The organism is Clostridium folliculivorans, from assembly GCF_024341905.1.
GTDB classification, from domain to species: Bacteria; Bacillota; Clostridia; order Clostridiales; family Clostridiaceae; genus Clostridium_AR; species Clostridium_AR folliculivorans.
Genome location: NZ_BQXY01000001.1, coordinates 1,326,762 through 1,345,321 on the forward strand (window position 1 = coordinate 1,326,762; position 18,560 = coordinate 1,345,321).

The following is an 18,560-nucleotide window of genomic DNA, read 5'->3' on the forward strand; positions in this document are numbered from 1 at the left end:
TAGTTAGAAATAATGGAAATTTATTAGAGAATTGAAGGGGGAAAATTTTATGCCTGCAATAGGAATTGACTTAGGAACAACAAATAGTCTTGTAGCTTATTGGACTGAGGATGGGCCTAGAATAATACCAAATATACATGGGTCAAACCTTACGCCATCTGTGGTTGGGGTTGATGATAATAATGAAATAGTTATAGGGGCAGTTGCAAAGGAAAGGCTTATAACTCATCCGCATATGACTGCATCTGTATTTAAACGCTATATGGGAACAAATAAAGAGTACAAGCTTGGTAAATACTCATTTACATCAGTGGAATTATCCTCATTTATATTAAGAGCTTTAAAAGAGGATGCAGAAGTTTTCTTAGGAGAAGAAGTGAAAGAAGCAGTTATAAGTATACCTGCTTATTTTAATGATACCCAAAGAAAGGCAACAAAACAGGCAGCAGAGCTTGCGGGCCTCAAGGTGGAGAGGCTTATTAGTGAACCTACTGCAGCAGCTATAGCATATGGGCTTCATCAAGAAGAGGAGGAAACTCAATTTATAGTTTTTGACTTAGGTGGAGGAACCTTTGATGTATCAATCCTAGAATTATTTGAAGGTGTAATGGAAGTTAGATCTATATCAGGGGATAACTTTTTAGGGGGAGAGGATTTCACAAATCTTTTGGTGTCTTATTTTATAGATAGTGAAAAGATTGAAGTGGAATCCTTAAGTTCTAAGGAAAAATCCGCGCTTTACAAACAGGCGGAGATTTGCAAGAGAGCAATTGGTGAAAGTAATTCGGGAACTATGAGTTTTACTTTGGGTGATAAAACCTATGAAAAAGCTATAAATAAAGATGAATTTGATAAATTAGCAACTCAGCTACTATTTAGATTTAGAAATCCTATTGAACGTGCTTTAAGGGATGCTGAACTTAGTCCAAGTGATATGGATGCGGTAATTCTTATAGGTGGAGCAACTAGGATGCCTATAATAAAATCTGTGGTTAGTAAGATGTTTGGAAAGCTGCCATATACAAATATAAATCCTGATGAAGCGGTTGCTTTGGGTGCTGCAATTCAGGTTGCCTTAATGGAGAGAAATGAAGCTTTAAAAGAAATGGTATTAACTGATGTTTGTCCATACACTCTTGGAGTAGAAACTAGTACTAGGCATAATGATGGAACTATAGAATCAGGATATTTTCTACCAATCATTGATAGAAACACAACTATCCCTGTTAGCCGAGTAAAATCTCTTGTTACCATAACGGATAATCAATCCATAATGAGGATATCTGTTTATCAAGGTGAAGGCCGTAAGACTAACGAAAATCTATGGCTTGGAGAATTTGAGATAAAGCTTCCAAAAGGCCCAGCAGGAAAAGAAGAGGTTGATTTAAGATATACCTATGATATCAATGGACTTCTAGAAGTAGAAGCAAAGGTATTGTCCAGTGGTGAAGTTAAAAGCGTAGTTATTGAGAAAAATAAAGGAAGCATGACAAAGAAAGAAATTGAAGAAAGATTAAAAGCCTTGAAGGACATAAAAATTCACCCTAGAGACAAAATGGAGAATAAACTGCTGCTTGCAAAAGGGGAGAGGTTATATCAAGAATCTTTAGGAGATAAACGTCAATATATAGCAAGCTTGCTTCAATACTTTGATGGAATTTTAGCAAGTCAGGATGATAAAGCTATAAAGAAAGCATCAAAGGAATTAGAAGAAAAATTAAACCAACTGGAAGGGTGGTTTGATTATTAATGAACATATGGCAGGTGCTTGAAATAGAACCTACTGGGGAAGTCAAGGAAATTAAAAGGGCTTATGCAAAGAAATTAAAAAAAACTAATCCAGAAGATGATCCGGAAGGATTTCAGGTCCTTAAAGAAGCCTATGATAGTTGCTTAAGATATGCTAAAAATTATAAGAAGAATATAGAATATAACGATTTATCCGTAAGAAATGAAGAGTTAGACATCGTTCATTCTGAAGAAGAATTCAATGAAAATGACAATGGTGATATCTATAAAGAAAGCGATAATCAAAGATTCATTGATTTAAAAATTACAAATAATGAGGACAGCTTAGACGACTATAACTATAAGACACCTCCTCGTATCAATATAAAAGAAGAGGAAGTTAATCTTGAAGTTAATTTTACTGAGCAAATTGAATTATTCTTTGAAAAGGTACAAGCTTTATATGACGATTTCTTTAAGCGTATTGATTTAAAGTATTGGGAAGAACTTTTAAATGATGAAGTAATGTGGAAATTCGAACTTAAGAATCAAATTGGTACGAGAATGGCAGATTTTTTAATAGAGAATTACTGTCTGCCAAGAGACGTATTTAAGTTAGTTAGTCAAAGTTTTCAAATCAATGAAGAAAAATGGCATACTCATTATGATTATCCAAGGGAGATAGTAAACTACATATTTTTGCAGTTAAGTAATGAGGACAGAATTACGAGATATAACTATTTGGATGAGAATGCAAATGTTGATTTTGGTAAGTATGTGAAATATAGAGAAGATGCTTTTATCGAATTAATGAACAATGAACTAGGCAATGCAAGGAAGTTCATTGTGCTTGCAGAAGAGATATATGATAAAGACCCATATTTAAAATGCATGAATAGTGAATATTATATTAGAATTAATGATGATATCACCGGTGATGATAACTTTAATGTAGCCATAGAATTATCAAAAGATGACATAGCAATATATTTATATCAGGCAAAAACCTTTACTTATGCTAATAAAATCGATAAAGCTACTGCAGTTTATAAATTCTTAGTGAGTCGCAATCCAAAGGATTTAGGCTTAAGGGAACTATTAGGAAAAAGGTATATTGACAATTCAGACTTTGTTAATGCAAGTAAAGTCTTTAGAGAGTCTTTAAAAATAGAACCAGAAGATAGAGTTGCTAGAGATTATCTAACTAGAATACTTCATTTTGTGAAAGATGAAAAAAATTCTAAAATTATAAGATCTGATTTAAAGAAAGAATGCAAAAATATAGTGAAAGACTTAAAGGCAAAAAGCACTAAGGTTAAATCAGGAAAAAAATCTAAATTTGTACTATTTTTACAGCGCAACTTTGGATATTTTGCTTTACTAGCTGGAATTATAAATGCTATATCCGTTATTGGAAAAAATGCATCATCTTCTAGTAGTGGAGATATAGCATTATTACTAATATTAGCAGGTGTTATGTATCTTTGCTTTAAGTATTTCAAAAAGGCAGGATCTAGAGATATACAAGGAAAAAAAAGATTCTTTTATATATTTTTAGATATAGTTGTAGCTATAGTGGCATTAATAGATTTCTTGTTTTTAATAGTTGGCGTGTTAGAATTAGCTGGCTTAATTGGAAAAAGTGAGTCATCTTTTAGTAGCGGAGATATAATAGTATTACTAATATTAGCAGGGGGTATGTATCTTTGCTTTAAGTATTTCAAAAAGGCAAGATCCAGAAATATACAAGGTAAAAAAAGATTCTTTTATATATTTTTAAATATAGTAGTAGCAATAGTGGCGTTAATAGATTTCTTGTTTTTAATAGTTTGTGTGTTTGATTTAATGGGCTTAAATGTAAAAGATGGATCATCTTCTAGTGGAGGCGTTATAATAATATTACTAGTATCAGCAGGTATTATGTATCTTTGCTTTAAGTATTTCAAAAAGGCAAGATCCAGAAATATACAAGGAAAAAAAGATTCTTTTATATATTTTTAAATATAGTTGTAGCAATAGTGGCATTAATGGGTTTGTTGTTTTTTATAGTTGGTGTGTTAGATTTAATGGGTCTAGCTTAAATATATAATACTTGAAGCTTCGGAAAGTAAATGATTAAAAAGCCAATCTGGTGATTTTTTTCTGTAATAAAAATAGTAAAAAACTTAAGCTATAAAAAGTAGATATAAATTAGAAAATAGCTTAATATAGATATACGAACTTTTGTTCGTATATCTTTCTTTCTACTGGAAATAATATCATATATAAAGCAGTGGAAAGGAAGGCATAGAATGGATTATAATAAAATTGAAGATGCAGTCTTCAAAAAGGCTATGGAATTCTTTAAAGATAATGCAGTGGAATTCTTTGGCATTGATACAAAAATAGTTGCTCCTGCAGAAACAGAGATAAAAAACGTAGATATTAAAACTAATTACACAGACTATCTATTTTACACGGAAGATGATAATTATCTTCATTTTGAATTTCAAACTACAGACAAAAAGGAAGATATAAAGCGGTTTTTGTATTACGATGCTTCGTTATTTTATAAGGATAGGCGCAAGATAAGAACAGTAGTTATATATTCAGCAGACATTGAAGATGCTGAAATACATATTGATGCAGGAAGTATTAATTATAACATTGAAGCTTTTTACATGAAAAATTTAAATGGTGATGAAAAGCTTGAAATGCTAAAAAATAAAATTAGAAATAATGAAAAGTTAACGAGTGACGATATATTGACACTGAGTTTTATTCCATTAATGAGTAGTAGGATTAGTAAAAGTGAAAGAACTCTAGAAGGAATAGAACTAGCAAACTCAATTGAAGATAGTGAAGTTAAACTGAAATGCTTAACTTTATTGTATGCATTGTTTGATAAATTTGGAGATCAAATATCTAAAAAGAGATTTAAGGAGGTGTTCAGTGTGACTGAAATAGGAAAGATGATAAGAGATGAAGGAAAGGCTGAAATTCTCATAAAGTTATTAAACAAGAAGTTTAAGAAGCTTCCTCAAGAATATGAGGAAAAGATAAAAAATTTATCTTCAGAAAAAATAGAATTAATAGCCACTGATATATTTGATTTAGAAAGAGTAGAGGATTTAGAAAATTATTTTTAAAAAGCACAAGTGTGATTTTATAAGAGTCTATAATATAGGCTCTTATTTTTACTATTTAGGAATCGGGACCATGTAAAGGAGAAAATATATGATAGAAACTAAAAGAGAATGGAAGACCTTTGAATCCGTAGAGAAAGAGCTTGAAAAATTGAAAGAATGGCATTTAATCTCTCCAAAAGCTACAGAAGTAAAAGCCTTTTATTATAAAGGTGCTTATACAGACAAGCATATTGAGTGTAAGGTTGCTGGATATGTTGATGATAATGAAATAGTGCTTTATGTTGATGGAGAGCTTCATAGTATTCATCCAGATTATTTTTTGGATATGCAGAAAAAAGACTTTTCGCTATATGGTTCAATTGAAGAAACAGGATTAGATGAAGCTAAAAAATTAGATGAAAATAAAAAAGATAAAAAAACAGATGAAAGTAAGAGCATTAATAAAAAAGCGGAGAAAAAAGAGCGATTTATAATAGTTGATATAGAAACTCCTCATAGCTTTTATCCAAAAGACGGAATAAGGGAAGTAGCAGCTACAGTTGTTGAGGATTATGAAATTATAGATAAGTTACATTTAGCTATTATTAACGAAGTAGAAGAATATAAAAAAGGTTATGGTGCAGGTCTTGAGAATATTGAAGAAAATGAAGCTTTAAGAGAAGAATTTAAAAACTTCCTTCTTAAATATAAGTATCCACTAGTAGCTCATAATGCTAGCTTTGATAAAAGCTTTCTTGATTTCTGGAACTGGATAGATAAAGATCAAGTATTTTATTGTAGTATGAATACAATAAAAAAGATGGAAAAGCTGGATAGCTATAAGTTAAGGGATTTATTAGAACATTACAATATAAAAGATAATCAAGAACATACTGCAATGCAAGATGTATTAGATTTATTAGAACTGTTGAAAAAGTTAAAGCCTAAGAAGTGGAGCAAATTAGGTGGGAACACAAGTGTTAGTGAAACTAAACCTAAGAGAAGTTACATGTTTGATAAGGAAGAAAGAGAAGAGAATAAAGCAAGGTTAGAACGAGCTAAGGAAAACATCATAGAAGATATATTACAAAGTAAAAACATAGTATTTACTGGTGAAACCGTGAAAGATAGGGTAGAGCTTTCAGAACTTGCTATTATGTATGGTGGAAATGTAAAAAGCGGTGTAAGCAAAAAGACAAATATTTTAGTTGTAGGTGAAAATCCAGGAAGTAAACTAAGTAAAGCACAGGAGCTTGGAATTGAAGTACTGTCTGAGGAAGAGTTTCTAAATCTAATATACAAGAAGTAATCACGGCTTGTTTTAGGGCTATTGGATGAACTTTTGATTCAAGAAAAAAGCACTAATCTTTGGTGGATTGAGTGCTTTTTTATTTTCACTAAAATAACTTCATATAAGTCTTTGGTTATGCTAAAATCAATATAAACACAAATGCATTAAGGGAGATGATAGCGTGAAATGGGAAGAAATAAGAAAGCAATATCCTAATACTTTTATTAAGTTCGAGATAGTAGACTCTCATATGGAAGAGGATAAGGAAATAGTAGATGAGATAGCTCTTATAAAAACTATTAAGGACGGAAAAGAAGCTATGTTAGAACATTTAAAATGCAAAACAGGACAGTACATATATAATACAGCTAAAGATAGAGTAGAAATACAGATGATTAAATATATTGGCATAAGAGGTAAAATATAAATGGTTAAATTGACTTATAAGAATGGGCTTTTATATACAAACTTGCTTCTTTGTCATGATGGTAAAGAAGTATTGGTAGAAGATATTATAATAGATACTGGTGCATTTCATACTATATTATCTCCAGTTTTTCTTGAAGAATTAGATACAGAAGTAGCATTAGACGATGAAATTGTAAATGCTTATGGCTTAGGTGGAGGCATATGTAGTTCCTTAAGAAAAAGAATAGACAAAATTAGCTTTGGAAATATTTCTATAGATAATGTGAGGGTTGATTTTGGTGAAATAGACCCAAAGGATAGAATAAATGGGCTATTAGGCTTAGATTTACTAAAAGCTTCTAAAGTTATTATTGATGTAGTTGAAGATAAAATAGTTTTGAAAAATGATATATAATCCATGAAAATTTTAAAATACACAGAAACTTAATTTAAGAGTTATATTCGATCTTTACAACAGTCATGAAAATAAATCGTGGCTTATTTTTTGCAGAAAATTATATTTTATATAAAGATTCAGATAGGTGTATAATATTATTTTGAATGATATGGCAAGATATCGATATATTCCAAATTAAAAGAGAATACTAACAAGGTTGATTATAGGTAAAATAGGGAAGAAGGAGACGCATATGTTCAATATTGAAGCTATAGTAGAATATTTATTACCATTCGCTTTAAAGATTGAAAAATTGTTTAATTGGGATACTCCAAAGGATAAGGATGTTAACTTCTTAAAAGAAAATGGAATAATTAGCTCCGAAGAGTGTCAGCAGCTGCAGCAGATAGAAAGTAGTTATGAGAAAAATGTTGCAGTAAAATTAATACTATCTTCTGTTTTAGATAAGCTTGATTCAATTCAAGATAGAAAACTAGTTTATAAATGGATCGTATCTAACTGGGGTGGAATAAACTCAATTAATGTTGAGAAGCTAAACTCTTCCGTAGAGCAGTTTCTAAAGCAAAGAGCAGAGGGAAGTAAATATGCAAAAATAGAAAGCAGAGCAAGTGTAACAAAGGTTTTAAGCTTTATTGATCCTGAAAAATACATTATTTACGATACAAGAGTAGCCTATTCTATTAACTGGATATTACTAAAAACTAATTCCTCAAAGATGTTCTTTCCTATGTCAGAGGGTAGAAACTCAAAGCTTAGAGGAGTAAATATTGAAACTTTAATAAGGCTGTCTAGAGCTAGCGAATATTTAGATAACTTAAATGATAAAAAAGTTATGAGTAAAGTAGATAAGAAAATATTTATAGACGATACATTGGCATACCCAATGCTTTGTGATTTGATAGCTGCTATTAATCATAAGCTCTGGAGTGATGAAAGAACGAAGTATCCTTTCTATACAGAAATGTTGTTGTTTGCGATAGCTGACAATATTATATTTGAAGATGTTTTGAAAACTTGTAGTATGAAATTTTAGAGGAGCTGAATTAATGTTTTCAGCTCCAATTTATATTTTATAAAACTTCATCCATTGATTTTATATAGTGACATATAGTTAGGGTTTTCCATCTAGGGGCATAATTGATTTTCACTTTTCCGCTGAGCATTCTCTCAATTAATGTGCATCCATAACAGGAGTTCTTATGTTTTTTAGGAATGCTCGACCAATAAGATGAAAAAGTGTATTTGGGCAATACCATGGTTTCAAAGGACCTAACTTTTCTGTACAATCCCTTAAATCCAATGTAATTATTTGATAATGCACAGTAGTGAATATATGCAGGACTTGATACAGGAATGTTTTCTAAATTAGAAACCTTTATACCTGCGAAATCACCAAAAGCATCAAATTTATATTTTTGACTATTATATGAAGTTATAAGATTAGTACTTGCATCCTGTATAATCTTATTATCTTGTAGTTTAGTGTTTGGTAATTTATCTGGAAGTGCTGAATGTAATATTACAGTGGTACATCCGAAGGTATTTTTTAATGTATTAATTTCAGGATATATGCGGAGTAACGATGTACTATTATGCTTTTGCTGAAAAATATCAAGTAAAATAATATCTTGAGGCTTCAATACTGTCTTTAATTCATCAATTATTGAGTTATTGTAAGGTGCAAAGATTCTAAATGCAAGCTTCTTATAATTAGCTCTTAATAATTTCACTTGATCTACAATAAGTTTTTTTGTATAAGGAATATTAGGATTATAAGATATTACAGGTACTAATCTTCCAGGGCAAATATTTGATAACAAATTTAAATAGTTACATCTCTTAATTTGATTTTGATAAATTGGATCAAGAAATTCAGTAACGGAAGATTTTGTTCTTTTAGATAGTTTAATATACATAGGAATGTCCACAAAAAAGGGAGTGGATATATCATTAAATAACTGCTTACTAAAGGTTTTAAAATCTAGTTTTGAATTTTCTCTAGGCTTATCTGATACTAACTCTATAAGTGGCATTATTTTAGCTGATGTTTTTTGATATTTCAGTGCCTCTCTCTCTGCTGTTAAATTTCTTAGAATAGGTACATATTTGAAAGTCATAGCATTTCCTTACATAATTATTTTCTTAATGTAATATGCTGCTTAAATTGCAAATATGCTAGTTTCAATATGTTTTTAATTTCATCGTTACCTATTGCACATAAAATGACATTTTTGTTAATCAATACTTTTATTTTTGAATATTCTGATAAATTATTGCATATATTGCCAATCTTATTATAAAATAAAAGAGTAAAGTCAAAAATATGAATTGAAAGGATTGATATTATGGTTCAAGAAATGTTCTGTTATCAATGTGAACAAACTGCCGGTGGTAAAGGATGCACTAAAATTGGTGTATGTGGTAAGACACCTGATATTGCAGCTATGCAAGATTTATTGATTTATCAGTTAAAAGGAATTAGTATATATGCTAATGAACTTTTAAAAAATGGTGAAGTAATAGATAAAAGCGTAGTTTCTTTTGTAGAGGATTCATTATTTATGACCTTGACTAATGTTAATTTTGATCCTGCTGATCATATGGCTAAATTAAAGAAATCTCAAGAAATTAAAGAATCTTTGCGTAAAAAAGTACAAGCTGAAAATGTACACGCTCCTGAAGCATTATATGATTTAAGCGATTCTACTGAAGTTATGTTTGAAGATGCTAAAAAAGCTGGAATTATGTATGATCAAAATTTAGATCCTGACATTCGTTCTGTTAGAGAGACTATAAAATATGGTCTAAAAGGAATTGCTGCTTACGCACATCAAGCAAGATTTGTGAAATACAATAATGATGAAGTGGACAATTTTTATTTTAAAGCTTTAGCTGCTTTAACTGATAACACTTTAACATTAGATGACTTAATTAAAGTATTAATTGAAACTGGAGAAGCCAGTGTTAAAATAATGGAGCTTCTAGATACTGCTAATAACAGTCTTTATAGCGCACCAACACCTACAAAAGTTAATGTGAATAGAAAGAAAGGTCCATTTATAGTAATTTCAGGACATGACTTAAAGGATTTAGAAATGCTGTTAAAGCAAACTGAAGGTAAAGGTATAAATATTTATACCCATGGTGAAATGTTACCTTCTCATGGATATCCTGAATTAAATAAATACCCTCACTTAGTAGGTAACTTCGGAAGTGCATGGCAAAATCAACAAAAAGAATTTGATAATATTCCTGGTTGCATCTTAATGACAACTAACTGTTTAATGAAACCAAGAGATTCTTATAAAGATAGAATTTTCTCTACAAGTGTTGTTGGATGGGATGGAGTTAAACATATAGATAAAGATGAAAACGGAAATAAGGATTTTTCTGAAATAATAAATAAAGCCTTAGAATTAGGCGGCTTCAAAGAAGATGAGGAAGTAAAAGAAATTTTAGTTGGCTTTGGACATAAAGCAACTTTAAGTCATGCTGATACAATAATAAATGCAGTTAAAGATGGTAAAGTTAAGCACTTCTTCTTGATCGGAGGTTGTGATGGAGCTAAACCTGGAAGAAACTACTACACAGAATTTGCTGAAAAAGTTCCAAAGGATTCTATTATTCTTACATTAGCATGTGGAAAATATCGTTTTAATAAACTACAATTTGGCGAAGTTGCTGGACTTCCACGTTTGTTGGATGTTGGACAATGTAACGATGCTTATTCAGCAGTTAGAATTGCTTTAGCTTTAGCTGATGCATTTAAATGTGGTGTTAATGATTTACCTTTATCAATAATACTTTCTTGGTATGAACAAAAAGCTGTTGCCGATCTTTTAGCATTGCTTTCTTTAGGGGTAAAAGGAATGTATATCGGGCCAAGCTTACCTGCATTCTTATCACCAAATGTATTACAATTCTTAATTGACAATTTTGATATAAAGCCAATCAGCACACCTGATGCTGACTTGAAACAAATATTAGGATAAATAATAGTTTTTAAGATACATAGCAGCCAAGAATAGAGATACTCTTTCTATTTTTGGCTGCTTGTTTAAATGAGATTAAATTACAATGCTTAAGTTTATTGTATGCATTATGTGATAAAATTAAATACTAAGTTGGATATCTATATATCTAAAATGAGATTTAAGTAGGTATTTAATGTGACTGAAATATGAAAAATGATAAGAGATGAAGGAAAAGCTGAAGTTTTCATAAAGCAATTAAATAAGAAGTTTAAGAAACTTACTAAATAATATAACGGAAAGATAAAGAAATCTACATTCAGAAACAATGGAACTAATAGCTATTGATATAGTGGATTTGGAAAAGGTATAGATGTTAGAAAAGTACTTTTAATATAAATGGTTGCAGATAAGAATGCAGGAAGAAAATTGAGCAAAATTTGGTAACTATGTAAAAACAAAGATTTAAAGAGGGTAAATTATGAATAATATGAAGTGTAACAATATGGGAGATGTAAGAAATACTATAGCTACAGGTCACCGTCATACTGTTGGTATTAAATCAGATGGAACAGTAATGACTGTAGGTGATAATAAATGTGGTCAATGTGATGTAAGTAGCTGGAGCGATATTGTTTCGGTGGATGCTGGTAATGTTCATATGGCGACTAACACAGGAAACTCTCATACAGTGGGGCTTAAGGCTGACGGTACTGTGTTAGCTGTAGGTTGGAATAAGCATGACCAATGCGATGTTGATGGTTGGCATGATATTATAGCCATTGCAGCTGGTTGGCGCCGTACAGTTGGTCTTAAACAAAACGGCACAGTGGTTGCTGCAGGTCGAAATACTGAAGGTCAATGCGAGATAAGTGAGTGGCGTGGTATTGTTGCGATTACAGCAGGAGACTGGCATACCGTGGGTCTTAAATCAGACGGAACAGTTATGGCTGTAGGTAATAATAGATATGGCCAATGCAATGTTGGTGAATGGAGTGACATAATAGCAGTAGCTGCAGGTTATCTTCATACAGTGGGCCTTAGATCCGATGGTACTGTGGTTGTTACAGGTAAAAATAATGAAGGACAATGTAATGTTAGTGATTGGAACGGTATTGTAGCTATAGCTGCAGGCAGTAGTCATACAATAGGTCTTAAAGCTGACGGAACAGTTGTGGCTGTCGGGTGGAATGAGTATGGTCAATGCAATGCTAGTGACTGGTGTGATATAGTAGCAGTTGCAGCTGGTTGTGCTCATACTGTTGGTCTTAAATCAGATGGTACTTTTGTAGCTGCAGGTGACAATGAATATGGTCAATGCGATGTAAATAGCTGGAACTAAGGAGTTATAGCAATCTAGCCTTTTTCTATATTTTTTAATCTTTGTTTATGCTTTTAAAAGTTGTGTGTTATAAACGAAAAATATTAGGAAATCTCTGTGGTTGTCTAACTTGCCATATTTTATAATGTTCTTGAATAACGACACAAAAACACTGCAAAATCCATTTTGAATAATGCGGTGTTTTAATTAATTATTCGGTTTTTATTTACGTGACGTTAAATAAGAATATTGCTAATAATATAACCACATTCTCAAATCTAAAAATTAAGCATCTCTCTTAATTCATTAGAGATACCTTGTGAAACTTTATGATTTGTGTCAGGAATTGTCCATCCAAAGCCATCACCCTTATATCTTGGAAATACATGCATATGGTAATGTCCGATATCATTAAATTCTCCTCCGTTTTGCATTATGCTATATCCATCTGGAGAATACTTTTCTTTAATAATTTTCACTATTTTTTTAGACAAAGACATCATTGCTAACAATGTTTCATTAGGAATTTCATCTGTATCTAAATAGTGAGTCTTTGGGATAATTAACACATGTCCTTCATTAAAAGGGTAGATATCTAAAAAACACATTATCAATTCATCCTGATATACTAAATTACACGGAATTTCACCTTCAACAATCTTACAAAAAATACAGTCCATAATTACCTCCATTACTTATTCTTATTTCTTCGCAATATTTTACCATTGTATGTTAATTATTATTAATTATACCATTTCATACCAATTAATTCTAAGAAAACTGTAGACCTAAGAGTGTTTTAAAATAATTTTTTCACTGCATTATTCAGTTTTCAAAGAGCATTGTTTATATCGTAAATTTCACAAGTTACGTCGTCTTTTTTTCACATTCTAACTTAATTATTTTAAATTATATAAGTAACTATAAATAACTCTAGGTGAATATAGATGCCAAGATATTGTTGTATTATTTCAACCCTTAAATTCAATATACTCAAATTAGTATAAGTGATATCAAATATAATTACTTAAATGCTGATATCTCACGGGTTTTAACATGTGGGTAAATATTTTTACCCTATTAGCCTATGTATTAAATAAATGTTGGTATTATATAGCTTGTCCTTATACACAAAAGTACCAACATTTATTTAATACATAATACAAGGCTTTTTTATTATTTAGGATTTATAGTTCAATTAGATTTATGGATAAGTATATGTAACAGGTTTAAAATGAGCTGCTGATAGCATTATCCACAGGATGTTCCTAAATCAATTAATTCAATAGTATGCACCGTAATTTTAGTGGACATTGCACAATCTACCTTTATAAGCTTACCAAAAGAACATAAAATTTAATTACAAAGAAACTTCATAGATTATGAAATAAGCCCATATCAGATTTGCTGCTCTGATATGAGCGTATTGTTTAATTTCTTAAAATAATCCATAGTTGTAATCAGCAACAGCACCGTTATAATTTATAACCTCGCCATTATGATTTTTGCCATCAAGGATTATGTCTGTTATTAACTTACCAGCTTCCGACGCTGTCTTCATGTGTGGTCCTGTCGCATTGCCATTTAAATCAGTTGTTGTTCCGCCAGGCATGATACCAAAAATCTCAAGCGATTTTCCAGCTTGTTGGAAATTCAAACCAAGGGTTTGTGTCATGGCATTTAGTGCCGCCTTGCTCGATTTATAGGAAAATGGATTAAAGTGAGGTGTCATGCCGATAGGAATTGTTATATTTACAATGCGCCCGCTGTTTTTTTCAAGAACAGGTATTAACTGACGAATGAGTTCGAAAGGAGCAAATACATTTGTTTCCATGACATTTCTTAATTCATCCAACGTAAATTCATAGCCTGGTTTTCTCATGTCGCCAGGAATAGCTGCATTATTGATTAATATGTCAAGATCAGAATGCTGTGATTTAATTGTGCTTACAGCTTCTACAATAGTTTCTTGATTCTGCAAATCAATATTTATATAGGTTGCTTTAATGCCTTCACTAAGAAGTTCATTAACCGCTTCAAGTCCGCGTTTTTCATCTCGTGATCCTATTAACACAGTCCACCCACTTTTCCCCATTTCATATGCTATTTGTTTACCAATTCCTTTGTTCGCTCCTGTGATAAAAACTTTCTTTGCCATATGTTAGTCTCCTTATCTTTTCTTTGTTCTATTTACATTTCTATTAGTTACTTGGATATGAACTTTTATGTATTATATACTGATGTTATCACTTAGAGTTATGTATAAGTCAAGTGGTTTTATAAAATTATAATGAGATTTTTGAATGACTATTCTTTTATAGAACCTTTATTAAAAGAGCTAGTGATGGAAAACTATTGATTAAGTGGATGAAACTCACTTTGATTTTGCATTCAAATTCCCTTATATCCCCCTTGAAAACAAAGCCCCATAGAACTATAATTTCCCCATATTAAATTTAAAGGGAGGTTTTTATATGGAGCAACAATATCTAGAAAAGCTTAAGCCTATGGAATATGCAAATATGCAGGGCGAACAAGTTAGCCGCTTGAGAGAACTAGAACTAAAATTTAATGAAGAATTTGGAACTGACTTCTATTTCATGGTTATGGAAAAGGAAGAGAAGTTTAAAAGCTAAAAGACACTTAGGTGTCTTTTTTTACTGTACGAGAAAATATAAATTTTAATGCTAGATAAGCCTAGCAATTTCAGATGTAAAAAATGAATTTTTAGGACGTGCAGTAAAAAATAAGATTTATTCGCCTGCCAAAGTTTCCTCATTACATTCGGAAAGGCAGATGCTTTAAAAAAGCTCACTGAAGAAGGTCGCTTCAGCAACTTTTTCATACCCAAAAATGACATTTGTCATATTCGAAAGTAATATAACTCACTATTTTCATTACCTCTATTAACGTATTATAAGATTAGAAAAGACGGTTGGAGGTATTAAAAAGATGATTGTTGAGATCAAAAATCTTGTTAAAAGATACAAGGATTTTATAGCAGTAGATAATTTAAGTTTATCAATAAAAGAAGGAGAAATCTTTGGACTTCTTGGACCAAATGGCGCAGGTAAGACTACAACTATAAACACTATCTTGGGACTAAGCAAAATAGATAGCGGAGAGGTAAAAGTTTTTGGGAAAAGTTTAGATAAGGATGAGATGGAGATTAAGAGGAATATTGGTATAGTTCCTCAGAATATTGCTCTTTTTAATGATCTTAAAGCTTATGAGAATATAGAGTTTTTTGGCAGGCTTTATGGACTTAGAGGTAGTGTATTAAAGTCAAGAGTAGAGGAAGCTTTAGAATTCACAGGACTTTCAGATAGGAAGAAGGATTATCCTAGCAAATACTCTGGGGGCATGCAAAGAAGGTTGAATATAGCTTGTGCTATTGTTCATAGACCAAAGCTTATAATAATGGATGAACCTACTGTAGGGATTGATCCACAATCAAGAAATCATATACTAGATTCAGTGAGAAAGCTTAATGAAAGCGGATCTACAGTGATTTATACTTCACACTACATGGAAGAGATAGAGGAGTTGTGCTCTGATATAACTATCATGGATCATGGAAAGGTCATAGCAAAAGGCACCAAGGACGAGTTAAAGTCACTTATAGATGTAGAAGAAAAGGTGACTGTTACTCTTTCAAATGTCAATTATACAATGATTGAGCAGATTAAAAGAATATCAGGTGTTATAGATTGCGTACTTGAGGATAGGAAGCTTACTGTTATATCACAAAAGGGCAGCAAAAACTTAAGCAGGATAATTGATTCCATTAATAATTCAAGTAGTGAAATAGTAGGTATAGATGTCGATAAGCCAAGCCTTGAAGGGGTATTCTTAACCCTTACTGGAAGAAAGTTAAGAGATTAGGAGGGAAAAATGAATATATTCTATATAGCCTTAAATACTATTAAACGAAATTTAAGGGACAAGAAAGCCTTACTTAGTTCTATTTTGATGCCTATTCTTATGATTATAATACTTGGAACTGCTCTCAATAGTCGTTTTCAGAGTACAGAGTTAGATAAGCTTGATATATGTTATCTTAATCTTGATAGTGGCACTTTAGGAAAAGAGTTTGAAAGATTTCTTGAAGATGATGAGATTAAGGAAATACTTAATGTTAAAGTGGTAACTTCAATAAAAGAAGGAGAAAAATTAGTTAATGACAAAAAAGCAGTTTCTCTCTTACTTGTACCACAGGATTATTCGGAAAAACTAGAAGCTGGAAAAGAATCTGCTATTAAAATTTACAATACAAAATATGCTGATTTTAAAAATACAATTGTTGAAAATATAGTAGATGCCTATAATTCTGCTGGAAATACAATCATGGCAATAGCTAAACTTAATTCAAGTAACAGCCTTAATTATATCAGGTACAAGGCAGTGGATGAAAATATACTTTCTACTGAAGGAAATTCTCCAAGAGGCATAGATTATTACGCAGTAGCCATGCTTGTTTTAGCAATAATGAGTTCTGCAGGCTTTGCTGGTGATGTGATTTCAGAGGATTATTTTTATGATGTGTCGGTGAGAATCAAGTCAACTCCTATAAAGTCTTATGAAAGGCTTTTAGGAAAGATCATAGGCTGTGTGTTTGATATATTTATCAAGGCAGTAATTATCATAGTCTTCAGTAAACTTGTTTATAAAGTAAACTGGGGAAACAACTTTGGAATGATAGCAATTATTGTAATAAGTGCTGCAGTGTTTTCTACTGTATTTGGGATGTTTGTTGCAATGGTTGTGGGTAATGGAAACAAAGCCTCTGGGATATTAAATATCTTAAATAATGTTTTTACTTTTGGTGCAGGTGGATATGCGGTACTTTTGACTAGAGAGTTAGGTGAATCTGTGATGATGCATCTTTCACCAAACTTTTATCCTCAAGCAGCTTTATTCAACGTAATATATTCAAATAACTACAGTGTAAATATTCATTTCTTTAGCACTTTTGGATATATTTCAATGCTTTGGGCCGCTGCAGTACTGTTATTTATAGGTTTTATAACAGTTGAAAGGAGGAGAGTAAGATGACAATCTTCATTACAAATTTAAAAAGGATATTTAAGAGAAGATTAAATAGAGTGATAATATTTGGTGCACCAATAGTTTTTGTAATTATTGCTTTTTATTTAGGTACTAATGGAATCAGTGTAAATGTAGGAATTGTAGATAAGGAAAATACAGAGTTTACTCAGAGTTTTATAAAAGGACTTCAGGGAAAAAGTGATGTAGAGATTATGAATGAAGATATTATGAAAACATCTATTATGAATAAATCTCTAGCCTATGGAATTGTGATAGATAAAGGTTTTACGGAAGATATGTTAAACGGTAAGGATGTGAAGCTTAAAACCTACAGAGCTGACGAGGTAAATATAGCTTCTTCCGTTAAATTATATATAGAAGATTATATTAGTGCAGCCAAGAATATTTCTAATAATACAAAAGGAAATAAAGAACTATTTTACTCTTCAATGAAGGATTATGAGAAAGGTAAGTTTAATACTGAGAAGATTATTATTGGAGATAATGGTGGAGATGGTCAAAAAGAAAAGATTGCTTTAGGACTATTAGGTTATACTATGCTTTTACTTGCAACCTTCTCAACTAATCTTATTCTTGAAGACAAGAAAAATAATACCTATATCCGAATGTTTGCTTCGCCTATGAAAAATCTAAGCTATATGCTGCAAAATATTTTAAGCTTTTTATTTGTATTACTTGTACAAATAAGTGTGACTTTTCAGTTCATGACAAGGGTATATAAGGTTCAGCTTGGAGCATCTGAAATAAATATGTATCTTATTTTTGCACTTTATGCTGCTACCTGCGTTGCATTGTCCCTTGCAATAGGAAGTGTTTCAAGAAATGTTAAACAAGCTGCAACTTTAGGAATGGTTGCTACAACTCTAATAGGTATGCTTGGTGGTCTTTTCTGGCCAAAGGAATACATGCCTGATGTGCTCCTTACAATAGGTAAGTTTACACCAGCATATTGGCTTACAGATGGTATAGATAAACTACTTACTTCTTCCTCAATAACATCTGTAGCTATGGAATTTGGAGTGCTTTTATTATTCACAATAGTATTTTTCATGATTTCTTCATGGGGAAAGGTATACTCGGAAAATGTTTAATGAAAATTTTTTCCAGAACCTGTATAATATGATTATGCAGGTTGTTTTTTGTTTTTATAAAGACGACTTAACTTTGGAAGATTCGGCAATATAAATTTTATTTGTAAATTATAAGTTTGTACAATTAAAAAATGAGCTTATAAAAAGGTGAGGAA

The 18,560-nt window shown here is 31.3% G+C and carries 16 protein-coding genes; 13 read left to right on the forward strand and 3 right to left on the reverse strand.

Annotated features, from left to right (window positions below; all coding sequences use genetic code 11):
- Positions 1-49: 49 nt before the first annotated feature.
- From OCU55_RS05920 to OCU55_RS05950, 7 genes are all read left to right on the forward strand, one after another.
- Positions 50-1,750 (forward strand): molecular chaperone HscC, encoded by a 1,701-nt coding sequence (locus tag OCU55_RS05920; RefSeq protein WP_261851379.1) that lies wholly within the window; start codon positions 50-52, stop codon positions 1,748-1,750.
- On the forward strand, positions 1,750-3,729 hold the full coding sequence (locus OCU55_RS05925; RefSeq protein ID WP_261851380.1) for a hypothetical protein: 1,980 nt from the start codon (positions 1,750-1,752) through the stop codon (positions 3,727-3,729). The genes OCU55_RS05920 and OCU55_RS05925 overlap by 1 nt, the downstream gene beginning before the upstream one ends.
- A gap of 290 nt (positions 3,730-4,019) precedes the next feature.
- Positions 4,020-4,856, forward strand: a complete 837-nt coding sequence (locus OCU55_RS05930; RefSeq protein ID WP_261851381.1) for a DUF4351 domain-containing protein — start codon at positions 4,020-4,022, stop codon at positions 4,854-4,856.
- An 88-nt stretch (positions 4,857-4,944) separates the two neighbouring features.
- On the forward strand, positions 4,945-6,144 hold the full coding sequence (locus tag OCU55_RS05935; protein WP_261851382.1) for a BRCT domain-containing protein: 1,200 nt from the start codon (positions 4,945-4,947) through the stop codon (positions 6,142-6,144).
- A 163-nt stretch (positions 6,145-6,307) separates the two neighbouring features.
- Complete coding sequence (locus tag OCU55_RS05940; RefSeq protein ID WP_261851383.1) at positions 6,308-6,553, forward strand: hypothetical protein; 246 nt, start codon at positions 6,308-6,310, stop codon at positions 6,551-6,553.
- Positions 6,554-6,949 (forward strand): retropepsin-like aspartic protease, encoded by a 396-nt coding sequence (locus OCU55_RS05945; RefSeq protein ID WP_261851384.1) that lies wholly within the window; start codon positions 6,554-6,556, stop codon positions 6,947-6,949.
- Between the two features lie 235 nt (positions 6,950-7,184).
- A complete protein-coding gene (locus OCU55_RS05950; protein ID WP_261851385.1) occupies positions 7,185-7,985 on the forward strand; it encodes a hypothetical protein in 801 nt (266 codons plus the stop codon).
- 37 nt (positions 7,986-8,022) lie between these two features.
- On the opposite strand, the gene OCU55_RS05955 is transcribed toward OCU55_RS05950, so the two are convergent.
- Positions 8,023-9,069: a beta family protein gene (locus OCU55_RS05955; RefSeq protein WP_261851386.1), complete on the reverse strand. Its 1,047-nt coding sequence runs from the start codon at positions 9,067-9,069 to the stop codon at positions 8,023-8,025.
- 228 nt (positions 9,070-9,297) lie between these two features.
- Between OCU55_RS05955 and hcp the strand changes: the two genes are divergently transcribed.
- A complete protein-coding gene (gene hcp / locus OCU55_RS05960; RefSeq protein WP_261851387.1) occupies positions 9,298-10,944 on the forward strand; it encodes a hydroxylamine reductase in 1,647 nt (548 codons plus the stop codon).
- 460 nt (positions 10,945-11,404) lie between these two features.
- Positions 11,405-12,265 carry an RCC1 domain-containing protein gene (locus OCU55_RS05965; protein WP_261851388.1) on the forward strand — a complete coding sequence of 287 codons (861 nt, stop codon included), beginning with the start codon at positions 11,405-11,407 and terminating at the stop codon, positions 12,263-12,265.
- Between the two features lie 257 nt (positions 12,266-12,522).
- Here the strand turns inward: OCU55_RS05965 and OCU55_RS05970 are convergent, their stop codons facing one another.
- Positions 12,523-12,924, reverse strand: coding sequence for an HIT family protein (locus OCU55_RS05970; RefSeq protein WP_261851389.1), 402 nt, complete (start codon positions 12,922-12,924; stop codon positions 12,523-12,525).
- A 758-nt stretch (positions 12,925-13,682) separates the two neighbouring features.
- Positions 13,683-14,402 carry an SDR family NAD(P)-dependent oxidoreductase gene (locus OCU55_RS05975; protein ID WP_261851390.1) on the reverse strand — a complete coding sequence of 240 codons (720 nt, stop codon included), beginning with the start codon at positions 14,400-14,402 and terminating at the stop codon, positions 13,683-13,685.
- 316 nt (positions 14,403-14,718) lie between these two features.
- On the opposite strand from OCU55_RS05975, the gene OCU55_RS05980 reads away from it, so the two are divergent.
- The 4 genes from OCU55_RS05980 to OCU55_RS05995 all read left to right on the forward strand — a co-directional run bounded on the left by OCU55_RS05980 (position 14,719) and on the right by OCU55_RS05995 (position 18,405).
- Positions 14,719-14,880, forward strand: a complete 162-nt coding sequence (locus OCU55_RS05980; RefSeq protein WP_261851391.1) for a polynucleotide phosphorylase — start codon at positions 14,719-14,721, stop codon at positions 14,878-14,880.
- Between the two features lie 316 nt (positions 14,881-15,196).
- A complete protein-coding gene (locus OCU55_RS05985; RefSeq protein WP_261851392.1) occupies positions 15,197-16,129 on the forward strand; it encodes an ABC transporter ATP-binding protein in 933 nt (310 codons plus the stop codon).
- Positions 16,130-16,138: 9 nt separating this feature from the next.
- A complete protein-coding gene (locus tag OCU55_RS05990) occupies positions 16,139-17,299 on the forward strand; it encodes an ABC transporter permease (RefSeq protein ID WP_261851393.1) in 1,161 nt (386 codons plus the stop codon).
- Positions 17,296-18,405 carry an ABC transporter permease gene (locus OCU55_RS05995; RefSeq protein ID WP_261851394.1) on the forward strand — a complete coding sequence of 370 codons (1,110 nt, stop codon included), beginning with the start codon at positions 17,296-17,298 and terminating at the stop codon, positions 18,403-18,405. Before OCU55_RS05990 ends, OCU55_RS05995 begins: the two co-directional genes overlap by 4 nt.
- Positions 18,406-18,560: the final 155 nt, after the last annotated feature.

Coding starts and splice junctions, on each gene's coding strand:
- OCU55_RS05920 (WP_261851379.1), top strand. CDS start 50: ATGCCTGCAATAGGAATTGACTTAGGAACAACAAATAGTCTTGTAGCT.
- OCU55_RS05925 (WP_261851380.1), top strand. CDS start 1,750: ATGAACATATGGCAGGTGCTTGAAATAGAACCTACTGGGGAAGTCAAG.
- OCU55_RS05930 (WP_261851381.1), top strand. CDS start 4,020: ATGGATTATAATAAAATTGAAGATGCAGTCTTCAAAAAGGCTATGGAA.
- OCU55_RS05935 (WP_261851382.1), top strand. CDS start 4,945: ATGATAGAAACTAAAAGAGAATGGAAGACCTTTGAATCCGTAGAGAAA.
- OCU55_RS05945 (WP_261851384.1), top strand. CDS start 6,554: ATGGTTAAATTGACTTATAAGAATGGGCTTTTATATACAAACTTGCTT.
- OCU55_RS05950 (WP_261851385.1), top strand. CDS start 7,185: ATGTTCAATATTGAAGCTATAGTAGAATATTTATTACCATTCGCTTTA.
- OCU55_RS05955 (WP_261851386.1), bottom strand. CDS start 9,069: ATGACTTTCAAATATGTACCTATTCTAAGAAATTTAACAGCAGAGAGA.
- hcp (WP_261851387.1), top strand. CDS start 9,298: ATGGTTCAAGAAATGTTCTGTTATCAATGTGAACAAACTGCCGGTGGT.
- OCU55_RS05965 (WP_261851388.1), top strand. CDS start 11,405: ATGAATAATATGAAGTGTAACAATATGGGAGATGTAAGAAATACTATA.
- OCU55_RS05970 (WP_261851389.1), bottom strand. CDS start 12,924: ATGGACTGTATTTTTTGTAAGATTGTTGAAGGTGAAATTCCGTGTAAT.
- OCU55_RS05975 (WP_261851390.1), bottom strand. CDS start 14,402: ATGGCAAAGAAAGTTTTTATCACAGGAGCGAACAAAGGAATTGGTAAA.
- OCU55_RS05980 (WP_261851391.1), top strand. CDS start 14,719: ATGGAGCAACAATATCTAGAAAAGCTTAAGCCTATGGAATATGCAAAT.
- OCU55_RS05985 (WP_261851392.1), top strand. CDS start 15,197: ATGATTGTTGAGATCAAAAATCTTGTTAAAAGATACAAGGATTTTATA.
- OCU55_RS05990 (WP_261851393.1), top strand. CDS start 16,139: ATGAATATATTCTATATAGCCTTAAATACTATTAAACGAAATTTAAGG.
- OCU55_RS05995 (WP_261851394.1), top strand. CDS start 17,296: ATGACAATCTTCATTACAAATTTAAAAAGGATATTTAAGAGAAGATTA.